Genomic DNA, 15,033 nt, shown 5'->3' with positions numbered 1-15,033 from the left:
CGACGACCCGGTATCACTGACGACCACCCCCTCTGGGCGCAACGGTACGGCCCAACCATACGGGGGTGTCAGATCCAGGAGTCGAACAGCATCCTCGCGTGCCAGGAGTCGTACGGGATGACCTCGGCCGCTATCACCGGATAGAGCCAGCCGAAGTTGACCAACGACAGGAGGACGAACGCGCCGACGACGGCGGTGCCGACCACCCGGCGGTTCGGCCGGGCGGGATCGGCCCGCCCGATGATGAGCCCGCAGCCCAGCACGATCGCCAGGATCATGAACGGCACCATCGGCATCGCGTAGAACGCGAACATCGTCCGGTTGTCGGAGATGGAGAAGTAGAACCACGGCAGCCACCCGGCGGCGTAGCCGAGCAGCACCGAGCCGGCGCGCCAGTCGCGGGTCGCGACGTACCAGGCGATCATGCCGATCAGCGCGAGGAGCCCGGCGAACCAGATGATCGGCGTGCCGGTGCCGAGGATCGAGTAGGAGCAGCTGGGCGCGCCGCACGTCGTGGGCGACTCGTAGAAGAACGCCACCGGGCGCAGCAGCAGCGGCCACTGCCAGGGCCTCGACTGGTACGGGTGGGTCTGTTCGAGGCCCGTGTGGAAGCTCAGCACCTGGTGCTGGTAGTCGAACCACGACCGGAGCGAGTCGAAGACGAAGTAGACCGGGCCGTTGGCGGTGGCCTGCTCCCAGTTGCGCCCGTAGCCCTTGTCGGTGACGAACCACCCCGTGAACGAGACGAGGTAGGCGAGGGCCGGGACGACGGCCATCCAGGCCGCCGCGAGCGGCAGGTCGCGCACGACGACGGCGCGGAAGGGGCGCGGCACCCCGGTGGTCCGCCGCGCGCCGAGGTCCCACAGCAGCACCATGACCCCGAACGCGATGATGTAGAAGGCGGCGGTCCACTTGGTGGCCAGGGCCGCGCCCAGGCAGAGCCCGGCGCCGAGGAGCCAGGGCCGCAGGCCCGTACGCGGGCCGTCGTCGGGCGACCCCGCCTCGTTCCAGGCGACCAGCCGGGAGCGGAACCAGTCGCGGTCGGCGACGAGGCAGGCGAACGCGGCGACCACCCAGAACATCAGGAAGATGTCCAGCAGGGCCGTGCGGGACAGCACGAAGTGGAGGGCGTCGAGAGAGAGCAGCAGACCGGCGACGCAGCCGAGCAGCGTCGAACGGGTCATCCTGCGGGCCGTGCGGGCGAGGATCAGGATCGACAGCGAGCCGAGCAGCGCGGCGGCGAACCGCCAGCCGTACGGGTTCGGGCCGAAGATCACCTCGCCGAGGCCGATCATCCACTTGCCGAGGGGCGGGTGCACCACGTACGAGGCGCACTCGCTGACGCTCGGGCACTGCTTGAAGATGTGGTCGTTCCCGGCGAGCAGGAGCTTGTCCGCGCCGTCCACGAACTGCCGCTCGGCGCCGTACCTGACCGTCGCCCACGAGTCCTTCGCGTAGTACGTCTCGTCGAAGACGACCGCGTGGGGCGTGCCCAGCCGGAAGAAGCGCAGGAACGCGCCGAACAACGCGATCACGATGGGGCCGACCCAGCCCCACATGACGCTGCCGGGCATGGGCGGCACCAGCCGGTCGCGAAGGGACACCGCGGGGGCTTCCCCCTCCGGTTCCTCTTCCGGCTGCTCGAACGCCTTGTGGGAATAGTCGGTCACGGCCACCCGGACAGATTACTGGTGAGTCCCCTCGGAGGACACGATTCGCGCGGTGATCGCGCTCTGCGCGCCTCTCACCGTGAATGTTTCACACCTTGGGCGAACGAGGAACGTCGCGGGGCGGCCGCGCGCCGGTCATAGGGTGGACGGGTGCTCGTTCTCGCCGCGGCGCCCATCGGCCAGCCCAAAGACGCCTCCCCCCGGCTTCGCGAGGTGCTCGCGACGGCCGACGTGATCGCGGCGGAGGACACCCGCCGGCTGCGACGGCTCACCGCCGACCTGGAGGTGACCCCGACGGGCCGGGTGGTGTCCTACTACGACGCGAACGAGAGCGCGCGGGCCGCCGAACTGCTGGAGGCGCTGCGCGAGGGGCGCACCGTCGTGGTGATCACCGACGCCGGCATGCCCGGGGTGTCCGACCCCGGCTACCGGCTCACCCGTCTCGCGGTCGAGGCCGGCCTGCCGGTGACGGCGCTGCCCGGCCCGTCGGCGGTGACGACGGCGCTCGCCGTGTCGGGACTGCCGAGCGACCGGTTCTGCTTCGAGGGCTTCCCGCCGCGCAAGCCGGGGGAGCGGGCCCGGCGGCTCGCCTCGCTGGCGGCCGAGGAGCGCACGATGGTCTTCTTCGAGGCGCCGCACCGCCTGCGGGCGACCCTGGAGGCGATGGCGGAGGCCTTCGGCCCCGGACGGCCCGCCGCCGTCTGCCGCGAGCTGACCAAGACGTACGAGGAGGTGCGGCGCGGCGGCCTCGGCGAGCTGGCCGACTGGGCGGCCGGCGAGGTCAGGGGAGAGATCACGCTCGTCGTGGCGGGCCGGACGGCCGAGGAGGCCGCGCCCGGCATCGACGAGCTGGTCGAGGAGGTGGCCCGGCGCGAGACCGCGGGAGTCCCCCGCAAGCAGGCCATCGTCGAGGTGGCCAAGGCCGCGGGCGTCTCCAGGCGCGACCTCTACAACGCCGTCCACACCTCCGTCTCCCCCTGACCGCTCTTTCCCTGGTCCGCCTGGTCACTTGGCTGCTCCGCCCGCGCTCCGGCCCGGCGCCGTACGAGGTCGCGCGCGGTGATCGCGGCGGCGAGGCAGGCGAGCGGGACGGCCGGCAACAGGTAGCGGTAGTCGAACTCGGCGGTCGCCGCCGGCGCCAGGATCAGGCCGGCCGACCCCAGCCAGGGCAGCAGCGCGGGCCCGCCGAGCTCGCGCCAGCGCCGCACCACGCCGTACAGGCCGAACAGCAGCAGCAGGCCCAGCACGAGGCCCGGCAGCCGGACGACCTTCTGGTAACCGATCATGAAGTCCGACCAGGGCGAGACGACCCGCGTCGCGGCCGGCCCGTTCTCGTACGCCTCGGCGTCCTTGTCGGTGGTGCTGTGGTACGAGCTCCACTTGGGCAGCTTGCGGGTGTAGTCGTTGGAGAACTCGTACTGCATGTAGGTCTTGGCGTCCGGGAAGCGCGGGCGGCCCCAGTGGAAGGCGCGGAGGAAGTCCTTGGCCACCGCCGCGAGGTAGTCGCCGGGCTGCGACAGGATCGCCTTCTTCGCGAACGCGCTCGCGTTCGCGTTGATCTCCGGGGTGAACTTCATGCCCGACCCGAACACGTGGAGCTGGTTCTGGTCGTCCCACCACAGGTACGCCTGGGAGTAGAGGCCGCGCTCGTCCGGCGGCGTGTTGATGCACAGCAGGGCGAGCTCCAGCTCGCGCCGCTCGTCGATGTCCATCTTGTGGCAGTCGGCGAACAGCGACGTCCGCATGTAGAGGATGACCCCGTCGCTGTTGGTCATCGCGAACTGCCCGTTCACCGCCTTGAACCAGCCCATGTACGCCAGGACGGGCAGCGCGCAGGCGACGACCATCGCGGCGATCGGCCGCCATCCGGCCCGCTTGATCACCAGGTACGCGACGACGAGCGCGAGGATCGGCAGGCCGATGCTCCGGGTCAGCGCCGTCACCGCGAGCAGCAGCCCGACGGCGGTCCCGCCGAGCCAGGTCATCCTCTCCCGCCACAGCACGAGCGTCACCACGCCCACCACGAGCAGGATGAACATGGCGTCCGACATGACCAGCTGTTCGAGCTGGATCTGGTAGGCGTCGAACAGCACGGGGGCCGCCGCGAGCGTGGCCCCCCAGCCCGGCAGCCCGAACCTCCTGGTCAGCAGCGCGTAGATCAGGACCGCCACGGCCAGCCCCATCAGGTGCTGGGTCAGGATGACGAGCGAGAAGCTGTGGAAGGGCCTGAGCAGGAGCAGCCAGAAGCTGTATCCGTCGGGGCGGATCGGGTGCGGCCGGGGGCGCAGCGCCACGGAGACGTAGTCGTAGGAGTCGTTGAACCACATCGCCGGGCCGAAGCCGAGCATCGTGACGATCCGCAGCACGAAGGCCACGCCCAGGGTGGCCGAGAAGATCCGGTGCCGGCGCACCAGGGCGACCGCGCGGCCCCATCGGCCGAGCGGCGCCGTGTCCACCGAGGGTGGATCCGCGACCGCGACCATCAGCGTCGCGCGGAGGCGACCGGCTGCCTTGGCAGGCGGGCGGGTCCGCGCTTCCTCCCCTCGGATCTCGTCGGTGATGTCTTCCGATTCCCGGGGCCGGGCCCGTCCTCTGCGTCGCCGTCCGGGCGGTGACGCGGGCCGCCCGCCGCTCCGGCGGTGGGTGGAGTCACGGTTACAGAATGCCAGCCGTTTCGCCGACTTGACTCGGACGCTACCGGGAAGCAGGCATCATTGGTGTCCTGCCGTCATATGCAAGGAGTTGCGACGTGGAACTTACCGTTGTCATGCCATGCCTCAATGAGGCCGAGACCGTTGAGATCTGTGTCCGCAAGGCCCTTGACTGCATGCGGGAGAACGGAGTCGACGGTGAGGTGGTCATCGCCGACAACGGCAGCACGGACGGCTCGCAACAGCTGGCCCGCGACGCGGGCGCCCGGGTTGTCCACGTCGACGCGAAGGGCTACGGCAACGCCCTGATCGGCGGCATCCGCGCCGCCCGCGGCAGGTACGTGATCATGGGCGACGCCGACGACTCCTACGACTTCACCAACCTGATGCCCTTCGTCGAGCAGCTCCGGGACGGCGCCGAGCTGGTCATGGGCAACCGGTTCCGCGGCGGGATCGCGCCGGGCGCCATGCCCCCGCTGCACCGCTACCTGGGCAACCCGGTCCTGTCCTTCATCGGCCGGCTGTTCTTCCCCAGCGAGATCGGCGACTTCCACTGCGGCCTGCGGGGCTTCCGCCGCGAATCGATCCTGCGGCTCGGGCTGCAGACCGGCGGCATGGAGTTCGCCTCCGAGATGGTCGTCAAGGCGACCCTGCAGGGGCTCGACGTCCGCGAGGTGCCGACCACCCTGTCGCCCGACGGCCGCTCCCGCCCGCCGCACCTGCGCTCCTGGCGGGACGGCTGGCGCCACCTGCGCTTCCTGATGCTCTACAGCCCGCGCTGGCTGTTCTTCATCCCCGGCCTGGTGCTGATGACCCTCGGTCTCGTCGCCGGCGCCGCGCTCACGTTCGGCCAGGTGCGCATCGGCAAGCTCGCCTTCGACGTCGACACGCTGGTCGGCGCGTCCGCGATGGTGGTGATCGGCTTCCAGGCCGTGCTGTTCGCGCTGTTCACCAAGGTGTACGCGGCTGAGGAGGGCTTCCTCCCCGAGGACCGGCGGGTCAGGAAGCTGGTCGACATCGTCACGCTGGAGCGCGGCCTGCTGGCCGGCGGCGCGCTCGCGGTGGCCGGTCTCGCCGGCCTGGTGGCCTCGCTGTCCCACTGGGGCGGCCGCGGCTTCGGCGAGCTGATCCCGGCCGAGTCGCTGCGTCTCGTCGTGCCGTCGGCGACCGCGTTCGTCATGAGCTTCCAGACGATCTTCGCGTCGCTGTTCATCAGCATCCTCGGCATCCGCCGCTCGCGGGAGACCCCGGCCGACATCGCCGCGTCCGCCGCCGAGGAGGCCGCCGAGGCCGTCAACCAGGACGTCAACCGCGAGTCCGTGGCCTGATCCGGAGTTCCCCGGGCCCCCGTGTGCCGCCCCTTTATCAAGGGGAGGCACCGGTCGCGGACCGATAGGATTCGCACATGGCGGCTACAGGAACGACAGCATCCGGGGAGTCGGCGTACTACGTGACGACGCCGATCTACTACGTCAACGACGCCCCGCACCTGGGCCACGCCTACACGACCGTCGCGGGCGACGTGCTCACCCGCTGGCACCGCCAGCGCGGCGAGAAGGTGTGGTACCTCACCGGCACGGACGAGCACGGTCAGAAGGTCATGCGCACGGCCGAGGCGAACGGCGTCACGCCCCAGGAGTGGTGCGACAAGCTCGTCGAGGACGCCTGGAAGCCGCTCTGGGAGCACCTCCAGATCGCCAACGACGACTTCATCCGTACGACCGAGCCGCGCCACACCGACCGCGTGCAGGAGTTCGTGCAGGACCTGTACGAGAAGGGCGAGATCTACAAGGGCGGCTACGAAGGGCCCTACTGCGTCGCCTGCGAGGAGTACAAGTCGCCCGGCGACCTGCTGGAGGGCGACCTGTGCCCGATCCACAAGCGCCCGGTGGAGTGGCTGAAGGAGGAGAACTACTTCTTCCGGACCTCCGCGTACGGCGAGCGGCTGCTGGAGTTCTACGAGAGCAACCCCGACTTCATCCGGCCCGCCTCGGCGCGCAACGAGGTCGTGTCGTTCGTGAAGCAGGGCCTGCAGGACCTGTCGATCTCGCGGTCGACCTTCGACTGGGGCGTCCCGATCCCCTGGGACACCAAGCACGTCATCTACGTGTGGGTCGACGCCCTGCTCAACTACGCCACGGCCGTCGGATACGGCTCGGACCAGGAGAAGTTCGACGCCACCTGGCCGGCGAACATCCACCTGGTCGGCAAGGACATCCTCCGCTTCCACGCGGTGATCTGGCCCGCCATGCTGATGGCGAACGGCCTGCCGCTGCCGCGCGGGGTCTTCGCCAACGGCTGGCTGATGGTCGGCGGCGAGAAGATGAGCAAGTCGAACCTGACCGGCATCTCGCCGCGCGAGCTGACCGAGCACTTCGGCGTGGACGCCTACCGCTACTACTTCCTGCGGGCGATCCCCTTCGGCCAGGACGGCTCGTTCTCGTGGGAGGACTTCTCCGCCCGCTACACCTCCGAACTCGCCAACGACTTCGGCAACCTGGCGTCCCGGGTGGCCGCGATGGTCGGCAAGTACTTCGACGGCAGGCTTCCCGAGGCGACGGATGCCGGTCCCGCCGAGCGGGCGATCGCGGACGGCCTGGCCGCCGCGGCGGCCCAGGCGGACACCCTGATCGGTGACAACCTGGACTTCTCCGCCGGCATCGGCGCGATCTTCGATTTCGTGAAGCAGGTCAACGGCTACCTCAGCGACCAGGCGCCCTGGAAGGTCGCCAAGGACGACTCGCCCGAGGGGCAGGCGCGCCTCGCGACGATCCTCTACACGGCGGCCGAGTCGCTGCGCGCCATCGCGGTGCTGCTGCACCCGGTGATGCCGGGCACCGCTGAGAAGCTCTGGGCGTCCCTCGGGGCGGAACCGCACCTCGGCGCGCTCGCGGACCAGCGGATCGCCGACGTCGCCACCTGGGGCCGGCTTCCCGCCGGGGCGCAGGTCGTCAAGGGAGAGATCCTCTTCCCGAGGCTGGAGAACGCCTGACCATGTCGCGAGAGCGTCCGGCGCCGCCCGAGGCGCTGCCCGCGGAGGTGTTCGACAGCCACTGCCACCTCGACATCATGGTCGGCAACCGGCAGGCGTCGTCCGGCGACCCGGTCGCGCTGGCCGCCCAGGCGGCCGGGGCGAGCGTCGAGTCGATCGTGGCCGAGGCGAGGGCGGTCGGCGTGACCCGCCTGGTGACCGTCGGGTACGACCTGCCGTCCTCCCGCTGGAACGCCGCCGTGGCCGCCGGGCACCGCGACGTGTACGCCGCGGTGGCCATCCACCCCAACGAGGCCCACGCGTCCACGCCCGAGGTCCTCGCCGAGATCGAGGACCTCGCGCGGCAGCCGGACGTGCGGGCGGTCGGGGAGACCGGGCTCGACTACTACCGCGACTGGGCCTCCAAGGAGGACCAGCACGCGAGCTTCCGCGCGCACATCGAGATCGCGAAGCGGACCGGGAAGGCCCTGGTGATCCACGACCGGGACGCGCACGACGACGTGCTCGCCGTGCTCGCCGACCAGGGCGCCCCGGACGTGGTCGTCTTCCACAGCTTCTCCGGCGACGCCGAGATGGCCAAGCGGTGCGTGGACGCGGGCTACTACATGTCGTTCTCCGGCCCGGTGACGTACAAGAACGCCGGATATCTCCGTGAGGCGGCGGCGGTGGCCCCGCCCGAGCTCGTGCTGGTCGAGACCGACGCGCCCTACCTGCCGCCGACGCCGCACCGGGGCAAGCCGAACGCGCCCTACCTGGTCCCGCTCACGCTCCGCTGCCTCGCCGAGGTCAAGGGCATGGACGTCGCCGATCTCGCGGCCCGGATCTCCGTCAACGGCGAGGCCGCGTTCGGCGCCTGGTGAGGCGCCCGCGCGGTGGCTCAGGCAGGCTGCGCCTGGCCGTGGTCCGGACCGGCGCGGGGATGCCCGACACTGGAGGCATGAGTCTGCTCGGGCCGGTCGAAGTGCGTGTGCTGGCGGAGAAGCTGAACCTCCGCCCGACGAAGAAGCTGGGGCAGAACTTCGTGATCGACGGCGGCACGGTCCGCCGGATCGTCCGGCTCGCCGAGGTCACCCCGCAGGACGTGGCGATCGAGATCGGCCCCGGGCTCGGCTCGCTCACCCTCGCGCTGCTGCCGCAGGTCGCCGAGGTCGTCGCCGTGGAGATCGACCCGGTGCTGGCCGGTCAGTTGCCGCTGACGGTCGAACAGCGGGCTCCCGAGGTGGCGGGCCGGCTGACCGTGGTGCACGCCGACGCGCTCAAGGTCGGCCCCGGCGACCTCCCGGCCGAGCCGACCGTGCTCGTGGCCAATCTGCCGTACAACGTGTCGGTGCCGGTCGTGCTGCACCTGCTGCGGGTGCTGCCGTCGCTGCGGCGCGGGCTGGTGATGGTGCAGGCGGAGGTCGCCGACCGCCTGGCCGCCGCGCCGGGCTCGCGGGTCTACGGCGTGCCCTCGGTCAAGGCCGCCTGGTACGCCGACGTGCGCCGGGCCGGGCCGGTCGGGCGCAACGTCTTCTGGCCCGCGCCGAACGTCGACTCGGGCCTGGTCTCCCTCGTACGGCGCGAGCCGCCGTCGACGACGGCGACCCGCGAGGAGGTCTTCGCGGCCGTCGACGCGGCTTTCGCCCAGCGCCGCAAGACGCTGCGCGCCGCGCTCGCCTCCTGGGCCGGTACGCCCGCCGCGGCCGAGGAGGCGCTGGTCGGGGCTGGAGTCGACCCCTCGGCTCGGGGCGAGCAACTGCGGATCGAGGACTTCGCCCGCATCGCCGAGCAGCGCCCCGCCAGAACCCCCCGCCCCGCGACCACTCCCTGACCCCCTGACCGCCACCCTCGCGCCGCCCGCGGCGTTCAGCCCGCGACGGCGGCGCCGAAGTCGAGGGTGTCCGCGCCGTCCGGCCCGGGAAGCACCGTCCGCTCGCCGGGCCTGGGAGAAGGTCCGGAGCCGGAAGACGCCCCGGCGCGGGGGATCCTCGTATAAATCGCCGCGCCCGTCACCCCGGCGTCCGGAGCCCCGGCCAGCACCCGGCCGTCCGCCGTGCCGCCGACGCTCCACCCCAGATGGTCGTACGGCGCGGGTCTGTCCTCCCGGAGCACGACGCGGCCGGGCGGACCGGTGAGCGGGATCACGTGGACCGCCCCCGCCTCGGGCACGCCCGGCAGCGCCTGTCCGGGAGCCCCGGCGAGCAGGGACGACCCGGCCATCGCGAGGGAGAAGCCGAACCGGCCGCGTTCGCCCGCCTCGGCCTGCGCGCCCAGCAGCCGGACGAACCGCGGCCCCGGACCGGCCGCCTGGAAGAGCAGGACGGCCCCCGCGTCACGGGTGTCGTACGGATCGGCTCCGGGGGCGCCTGCCGCCAGGTGACCCGCGCCGTACGCGAGGGAGTAGCCGAGGCGGTCGCCGGGATGGGACGGCAGGTCGCCGGTGAGGCCGGAGATGCTCCACCCGGCGCCCTGGTAGGCCCACGGCCGGGTCGCCACGTCGTAGATCACCGTGACGGCTCCGGTGTCCGCCTGGCCGTTCTCCTCCTGGTCCTCGAACGGCGCGCCCACGGCGAGGTCGAGCGGCCCGGCCGCGCCGCCGAGCCGCCCGAGGGCGAGCGACCAGCCGAACATGTCGCCCGGCTGGGACCCTCCCGGGACGCCGGGCGAGTCCTGGGTGATGCGCTGAGGCGTGCCGGGGTCGCGGCCGGTGAACCGATAGACGTAGACGGCTCCGGAGTCGACCTTGCCGTCGGCGTCCTCGTGCGGCGCGCCGGCCACGACCACCCCCTGCGCGCCCGCACCGCTCCCGGTGGCGCCGGTGCCGACATCGGGCGACGGGTCGCTCACGGCGAGGGACCAGCCGAAGTGGGCGTCGGTCCTGGCCTCGGGGGCGCGTAGCTCGGTCCGGGGCGCGCCGGGCGTGCCGAAGTCGCGCCCGCCCCAGTAGACGTACGCCACCCCCGCGCCGTGCGCCTGCACCTGACCCGCGCCCCCGTACGCGTAAGGGGTCGAGACCACGAGATCCAGGCACCGGTCGCCGTCGATGTGCGCGGCGCGAGCCGTCCAGCCGGGCGCCGCCGCGTCGAACGCGGTGACCACGGGCGCCGACCTCGATGGAGGCCCGCCGCGCAGGAGGTACAGACGGCCCGACCCCACCGCCGTGCTGTCCGGGCTCGGGGCCAGCGGGTCGGTGACCACCGCGTCGTCGAAGCCGTCTCCGTCGAAGTCGGCCGGGCCGGCCCGTGCGCAGTCGCCGCCCTCGGCTCCGGCTCCGGGCGTCGCCGCCGTCGCGCCGGTCGCCTCCCGGGCGGCGTCCGGCGTCCCTCCGGAGACAGGGCCCACGGGGGCAGGACTCACGGAGGCAGGGTTCACGGGGCCGGGACTTTCACGGCCGGGGCTTCGGGGGGCCGGGCTCGCCTGGGCAGGACTCACAGAGGCAGCAGTCCCAGCGGCAGGGCTCACGGGGGCCGGTTCCGGCGCGGCCCGCCGGGGCCCCTCCCCGGGCGCCTTCCCGTAGGCGTCCCCGGGCGGGGGGAGACGCACGTGGACGACCGGCGCGTGGGCGACGAACGAGCCGTCGAGGCGGGCGGCCGTACGGCCGGAGGGCAGCGCGTACTCGGCGCTGAGCGTGACCATCGCCCCCGGCGCGAGCGTGGCGGGCGCGGAGCGGGAGGCACGGGGGTGGTGCGGCACGCTCCGGTCGTCGAGAAGGTCGGGCGGGCCGGCCGGCTCAGCGTCGGCGCCGCCCATGTTGAGCATGATCCAGTCGATCCGGCACACCAGGCCGTCGCCGGCTTCGCCATCCTCGGCGGCACCCAGCCCGACCACGCGACCGTCACCCTCGCCGGCGCCGACCACGCGACCCTCGACCTCGGCGCCGTCTGCTGCGCTCGCGCTGAGCACCGCGGCTCGCGCCGCGCCACCGTCTGCCGCGCCACCGTCTGCCGCGCCGGAGCCGGCCGGGGCGGCGCCGGTCGGAGGGTGGCAGGCGGGGGGCGGGACGACGACCTGGACGTCACCGATCTCGATGCGGCGGCCCACGTCGCTCGCCCGGCCGACGGGCGGAGGGCCGCCGGAGCGGGAGGTCAGCAGCCCGACCACGAGGCCCGCGACGATGGCGAGAGCCACGGCGGAGGCGACCAGCGCGAGGAGCCTCCCGGTCCGCCGCCGGGGGCGCGGCACGGGCGGACGCGGCCCGGACGGAAGCACGGGCGGGTCCCACGGGCCCTCGATCACCTGGGTGGTCGGGTCGGGCCGGCTGCCGACGAGGTCGAGCAGCAGTTCCTGCGACGTGGGCCGGTTGCGCGGCTCCCGGTCGAGCGCCCGGCGGACCAGGCGGTCCAGCGGCGCGGGCAGCGTACCGAGATCGGGTGCGCTCTCCAGCAGACGGTGGGCGAGGACCATCGGGTCGCCCTCCCCAAAGGGGTGGCGCCCGGTGGCGGCGTACGCCACGAGGCAGCCCCAAGTGAAGACGTCGGCGGCGGGGGTGACCGGGAGACCCCGGAGCTGTTCGGGCGCCCACCAGCCGGGGGTGCCGACCAGTTCGTCGGTCCCCGTGTGGCCGTGGGTGGCGTCCACGGCCCGCGAGATCCCGAAGTCGATCACGCGGGGGCCGGACATCGACAGGATCACGTTCGACGGCTTGAGGTCACGGTGGACCAGCCCGGCGGCGTGGATCGCGGTCAGTGCCGCCGCCACGCCGAACGCGACGCCGTGCAGGGTGCCCGGCTCCAGCGGTCCGTCCGTCGCGATGTGCCGGTCGAGCGGTGTGCCGGGAATGTATTCGGTGACCATGTACGGCCGTCCGTCCGGCGTCTCGCCGTGACCGAGCACCTGGGCGGTGCAGAACGACGCGACGGCGCGGGCGTGCTCGACCTCCGAGGCGAACCGCGCCGTGAAGCCGGAGTCGCCCGAGCGCCCGGCCCGGATCACCTTGACCGCGACGTGCCGCCCCTCCGGGGAGACGCCCATGTAGACCGTGCCCATGCCGCCCGAGCCGATCCGGCCCACCAGCCGGTAGTCGCCGATCGTCTCCGGGTCGCTCGGGGCGAGGGGGGTGGTGGCGTCGGAATCGATCAGGGCTCCCAGGGGGCGGTGCCGGAGGCGGTCATGACGGAGACGTCACGGAAGCCGGCACGGGGGCGGATCTGAGGTCACCGTACCGGGACGTGTACGGCTTTCGCCCTTGTTTATGGGCTTCTCTTGGCCGGGCGCGGAACGGGACCACGTTAGGCTCGGGTCCCATGTCTGGAGCGAACCCGCAGGCCGCCCGCAGGGCCGGCCGCCAGGACGTCCCGCGGGCGGCGGCCCGATGAGCGCGATCACCGTACGCGTGCCCGCGAAGGTCAACCTGCAACTCGCGGTCGGGCCGTTGCGCGAGGACGGTTACCACGACCTCGTGAACGTCTTCCACGCCGTCTCGATCTTCGACGAGGTCACGGCCGCCGAGCCCGGCGACGTGTCGGCGGCCACGCCGCCGCTGACCGTGCGGATCGAGGGGGAGTCGGCGGGCGAGGTGCCCGCGAACGACGACAACCTGGCCGTACGGGCGGCCCGTGCGCTGGCCGGCCGGGCCGGTCGCTCCTACCGGGCCGACCTGCTGATCCGCAAGTCGATCCCGGTCGCGGGCGGCATGGCGGGGGGCAGCGCCGACGCGGCCGCCGCCCTGGTGGCCTGCAACGAGCTGTGGGGCCTCGGCCTGCCGCCGGAGGACCTCATGGAGATCGCCGCCGACGTCGGCAGCGACGTGCCGTTCGCCCTGTTCGGCGGCACGGCCGTGGGCACCGGCCGGGGTGAGCGGCTGTCGCGTCTGGAGACGTCGGGCTCCTTCCACTGGGTCTTCGCGCTCGCCGACGGCGGCCTGTCCACTCCCCGCGTGTACGGCGAGTGCGACCGCCTACGCGAGGAGGCCGGGACGGACCCCGGCCGTCCGGTGGCGAGCGAACCCCTGCTGGCCGCGCTGCGCGAGGGGGACGCCGTCGCCCTCGGGCGGGCACTGACCAACGACCTGCAGCCCGCGGCGCTGTCCCTGCGGCCGTCGCTCGCGCACACGCTGCACGCCGGCGACGAGCTGGGCGCCCTGGGCTCGCTCGTCTCCGGGTCGGGCCCGACCTGCGCGTTCCTCGCCGCGTCGGAGACGCACGCCGCGGAGATCGCCGCCGGGCTCAAGAACGCCGAGGGTTGCCGGGCCGCCGTCACGGCCACCGGCCCGGTCCCCGGAGCCGAGGTCGTCGGCTGAGACCCGCGTGCTCGCCGAATACGCTCAGGGGACCGAGGGCGGATAGGCTTGGCGGACGATGAACCTGGTCAATCTGGAGTCGGTCTCCCACGCCTTCGGCCTCAAGCCCCTGCTGGCCGATGTCTCTCTCGGCATCGAGCAGGGCGACCGGATCGGCGTCGTGGGCCGCAACGGCGGCGGCAAGACCACGCTCATCTCGATCATCTCCGGCACCCTGCGGCCCGACAGCGGGCGCGTGACGCACACGCGCAACCTGCGGGTGGGCATGCTCTCCCAGCGCGACGAGTTCGACCCGGACATGCCGGTGAAGGACATCGTCCTGGCCGGGCGGGCCGAGCACGAGTGGGCCGGCGACGCGGCGATCAGGGAGATCCTCGCCCGGCTGCTCGGTGACGTCGACCTGGCGTCCCCGGCCGGGGCCCTGTCCGGCGGTGAGCGCCGCCGTACGGCGCTGGCCAGGCTGCTGATCGGCGAGCACGACTTGATCGTCCTCGACGAGCCGACGAACCACCTCGACATCGAGGCCATCGCCTGGCTGGCCGGCCACCTGTCCCGGCGCAGGTCGGCGCTGCTGGTGGTCACGCACGACCGGTGGTTCCTCGACGCGGTGGCCACCCGGACCTGGGAGGTCGTGGACGGCACGGTCGAGCGGTACGAGGGCGGCTACGCCGCCTACGTCCTGGCCAAGGCCGAGCGCGCCCGCCTCGCCCAGGCGGCCGAGGAGCGCAGGCAGAACCTCATGCGCAAGGAGATCGCCTGGCTGCGGCGCGGCCCGCCGGCGCGTACGTCGAAGCCGAAGTTCCGGATCAACGCCGCCGAGGCGCTGATCGCGAACGAGCCGCCGCCGCGGGAGACGGTCGAGCTGCTCGGCTTCGCCTCGGCGCGGCTGGGCAAGACGGTCTTCGACCTGGAGGACGTGACGCTCCACGCGGGAGGTCCCGGCGCCGGGCCGCTCGTGCTCGACCACAGCACCTACCAGTTCGGCCCGGGTGACCGGATCGGGCTCATCGGGGTCAACGGCTCGGGCAAGTCGTCGGTGCTGCGCCTGCTGTCGGGCACGGTCACGCAGGACGCCGGCCGGGTCGTGCGGGGCCGGACCGTACGGCTCGCGCATCTGTCGCAGGAGCTGCACGATCTCGATCCGTCGCGGCGGGTGCTGGAGACGGTCGAGGAGGTGCGCAAGTACGTCCAGGTCGGCAAGAAGGAATGGTCGGCGTCCCAGCTGCTCGAACGTCTCGGCTTCCGGGGCGAGGCGCAGTGGAAGGTCGTCGGCGACCTGTCCGGCGGTGAGCGGCGGCGGCTCCAGCTCCTTCGGCTGATCATGGACGAGCCGAACGTGCTCCTGCTCGACGAGCCGACCAACGACCTCGACATCGAGACCCTCACCGAGCTGGAGGACCTGCTCGACGGCTGGGCCGGCACGCTGGTCGTGGTGAGCCACGACCGCTACTTCCTGGAACGGGTGGCCGACCGCTGCGTGGCCCTGCTCGGGGACGGCAGGCT

Annotated in this window: 10 protein-coding genes; 7 read left to right on the top strand and 3 right to left on the bottom strand. The window is 72.7% G+C overall.

Annotated elements, in window-relative coordinates; all coding sequences use genetic code 11:
* Positions 1–68 precede the first annotated feature (68 nt).
* Complete coding sequence (locus Mam01_RS30915) at positions 69–1,676, bottom strand: dolichyl-phosphate-mannose--protein mannosyltransferase (protein WP_307820168.1); 1,608 nt, start codon at positions 1,674–1,676, stop codon at positions 69–71.
* Between the two features lie 144 nt (positions 1,677–1,820).
* Here Mam01_RS30915 and rsmI point away from each other — a divergent pair, with 144 nt between their 5' ends.
* Positions 1,821–2,651: a 16S rRNA (cytidine(1402)-2'-O)-methyltransferase gene (gene rsmI / locus Mam01_RS30910; protein WP_204288724.1), complete on the top strand. Its 831-nt coding sequence runs from the start codon at positions 1,821–1,823 to the stop codon at positions 2,649–2,651.
* Here the strand turns inward: rsmI and Mam01_RS30905 are convergent.
* Positions 2,618–4,126 (bottom strand): hypothetical protein, encoded by a 1,509-nt coding sequence (locus tag Mam01_RS30905; protein WP_204288723.1) that lies wholly within the window; start codon positions 4,124–4,126, stop codon positions 2,618–2,620. The two genes, rsmI and Mam01_RS30905, sit on opposite strands and share 34 nt — an antisense overlap.
* A gap of 293 nt (positions 4,127–4,419) precedes the next feature.
* Here Mam01_RS30905 and Mam01_RS30900 point away from each other — a divergent pair, with 293 nt between their 5' ends.
* From Mam01_RS30900 to rsmA, 4 genes are all read left to right on the top strand, one after another.
* Positions 4,420–5,649, top strand: a complete 1,230-nt coding sequence (locus Mam01_RS30900; protein ID WP_204288722.1) for a glycosyltransferase family 2 protein — start codon at positions 4,420–4,422, stop codon at positions 5,647–5,649.
* A 77-nt stretch (positions 5,650–5,726) separates the two neighbouring features.
* On the top strand, positions 5,727–7,313 hold the full coding sequence (gene metG, locus Mam01_RS30895; RefSeq protein ID WP_204288721.1) for a methionine--tRNA ligase: 1,587 nt from the start codon (positions 5,727–5,729) through the stop codon (positions 7,311–7,313).
* Between the two features lie 2 nt (positions 7,314–7,315).
* Positions 7,316–8,173, top strand: coding sequence for a TatD family hydrolase (locus tag Mam01_RS30890; RefSeq protein WP_204288720.1), 858 nt, complete (start codon positions 7,316–7,318; stop codon positions 8,171–8,173).
* A gap of 77 nt (positions 8,174–8,250) precedes the next feature.
* Complete coding sequence (gene rsmA / locus Mam01_RS30885) at positions 8,251–9,123, top strand: 16S rRNA (adenine(1518)-N(6)/adenine(1519)-N(6))-dimethyltransferase RsmA (protein WP_204288719.1); 873 nt, start codon at positions 8,251–8,253, stop codon at positions 9,121–9,123.
* A 35-nt stretch (positions 9,124–9,158) separates the two neighbouring features.
* Here rsmA and Mam01_RS30880 read toward each other — a convergent pair whose 3' ends face one another.
* The gene (locus Mam01_RS30880; protein WP_204288718.1) at positions 9,159–12,302 is read right to left on the bottom strand and encodes a serine/threonine-protein kinase; all 3,144 of its coding nucleotides are present in this window, start codon (positions 12,300–12,302) and stop codon (positions 9,159–9,161) included.
* Positions 12,303–12,603: 301 nt separating this feature from the next.
* Here Mam01_RS30880 and Mam01_RS30875 point away from each other — a divergent pair, with 301 nt between their 5' ends.
* Both Mam01_RS30875 and Mam01_RS30870 read left to right on the top strand, forming a co-directional pair.
* Positions 12,604–13,530, top strand: coding sequence for a 4-(cytidine 5'-diphospho)-2-C-methyl-D-erythritol kinase (locus Mam01_RS30875; RefSeq protein WP_204288717.1), 927 nt, complete (start codon positions 12,604–12,606; stop codon positions 13,528–13,530).
* A 58-nt stretch (positions 13,531–13,588) separates the two neighbouring features.
* Positions 13,589–15,033, top strand: a 1,445-nt coding sequence (locus tag Mam01_RS30870; protein WP_204288716.1) for an ABC-F family ATP-binding cassette domain-containing protein, incomplete at its 3' end; no start/stop codon positions are given.

It is taken from the genome of Microbispora amethystogenes, from assembly GCF_016863015.1.
GTDB classification, from domain to species: domain Bacteria; phylum Actinomycetota; class Actinomycetes; order Streptosporangiales; family Streptosporangiaceae; genus Microbispora; species Microbispora amethystogenes.
This window is presented reverse-complemented; position numbering and strand designations above follow the sequence as displayed.

Excerpts from the sequence above, each read along its gene's own strand:
- metG (WP_204288721.1), top strand. The coding sequence starts at position 5,727 with ATGGCGGCTACAGGAACGACAGCATCCGGGGAGTCGGCGTACTACGTG.
- rsmA (WP_204288719.1), top strand. The coding sequence starts at position 8,251 with ATGAGTCTGCTCGGGCCGGTCGAAGTGCGTGTGCTGGCGGAGAAGCTG.
- Mam01_RS30875 (WP_204288717.1), top strand. The coding sequence starts at position 12,604 with ATGAGCGCGATCACCGTACGCGTGCCCGCGAAGGTCAACCTGCAACTC.
- Mam01_RS30890 (WP_204288720.1), top strand. The coding sequence starts at position 7,316 with ATGTCGCGAGAGCGTCCGGCGCCGCCCGAGGCGCTGCCCGCGGAGGTG.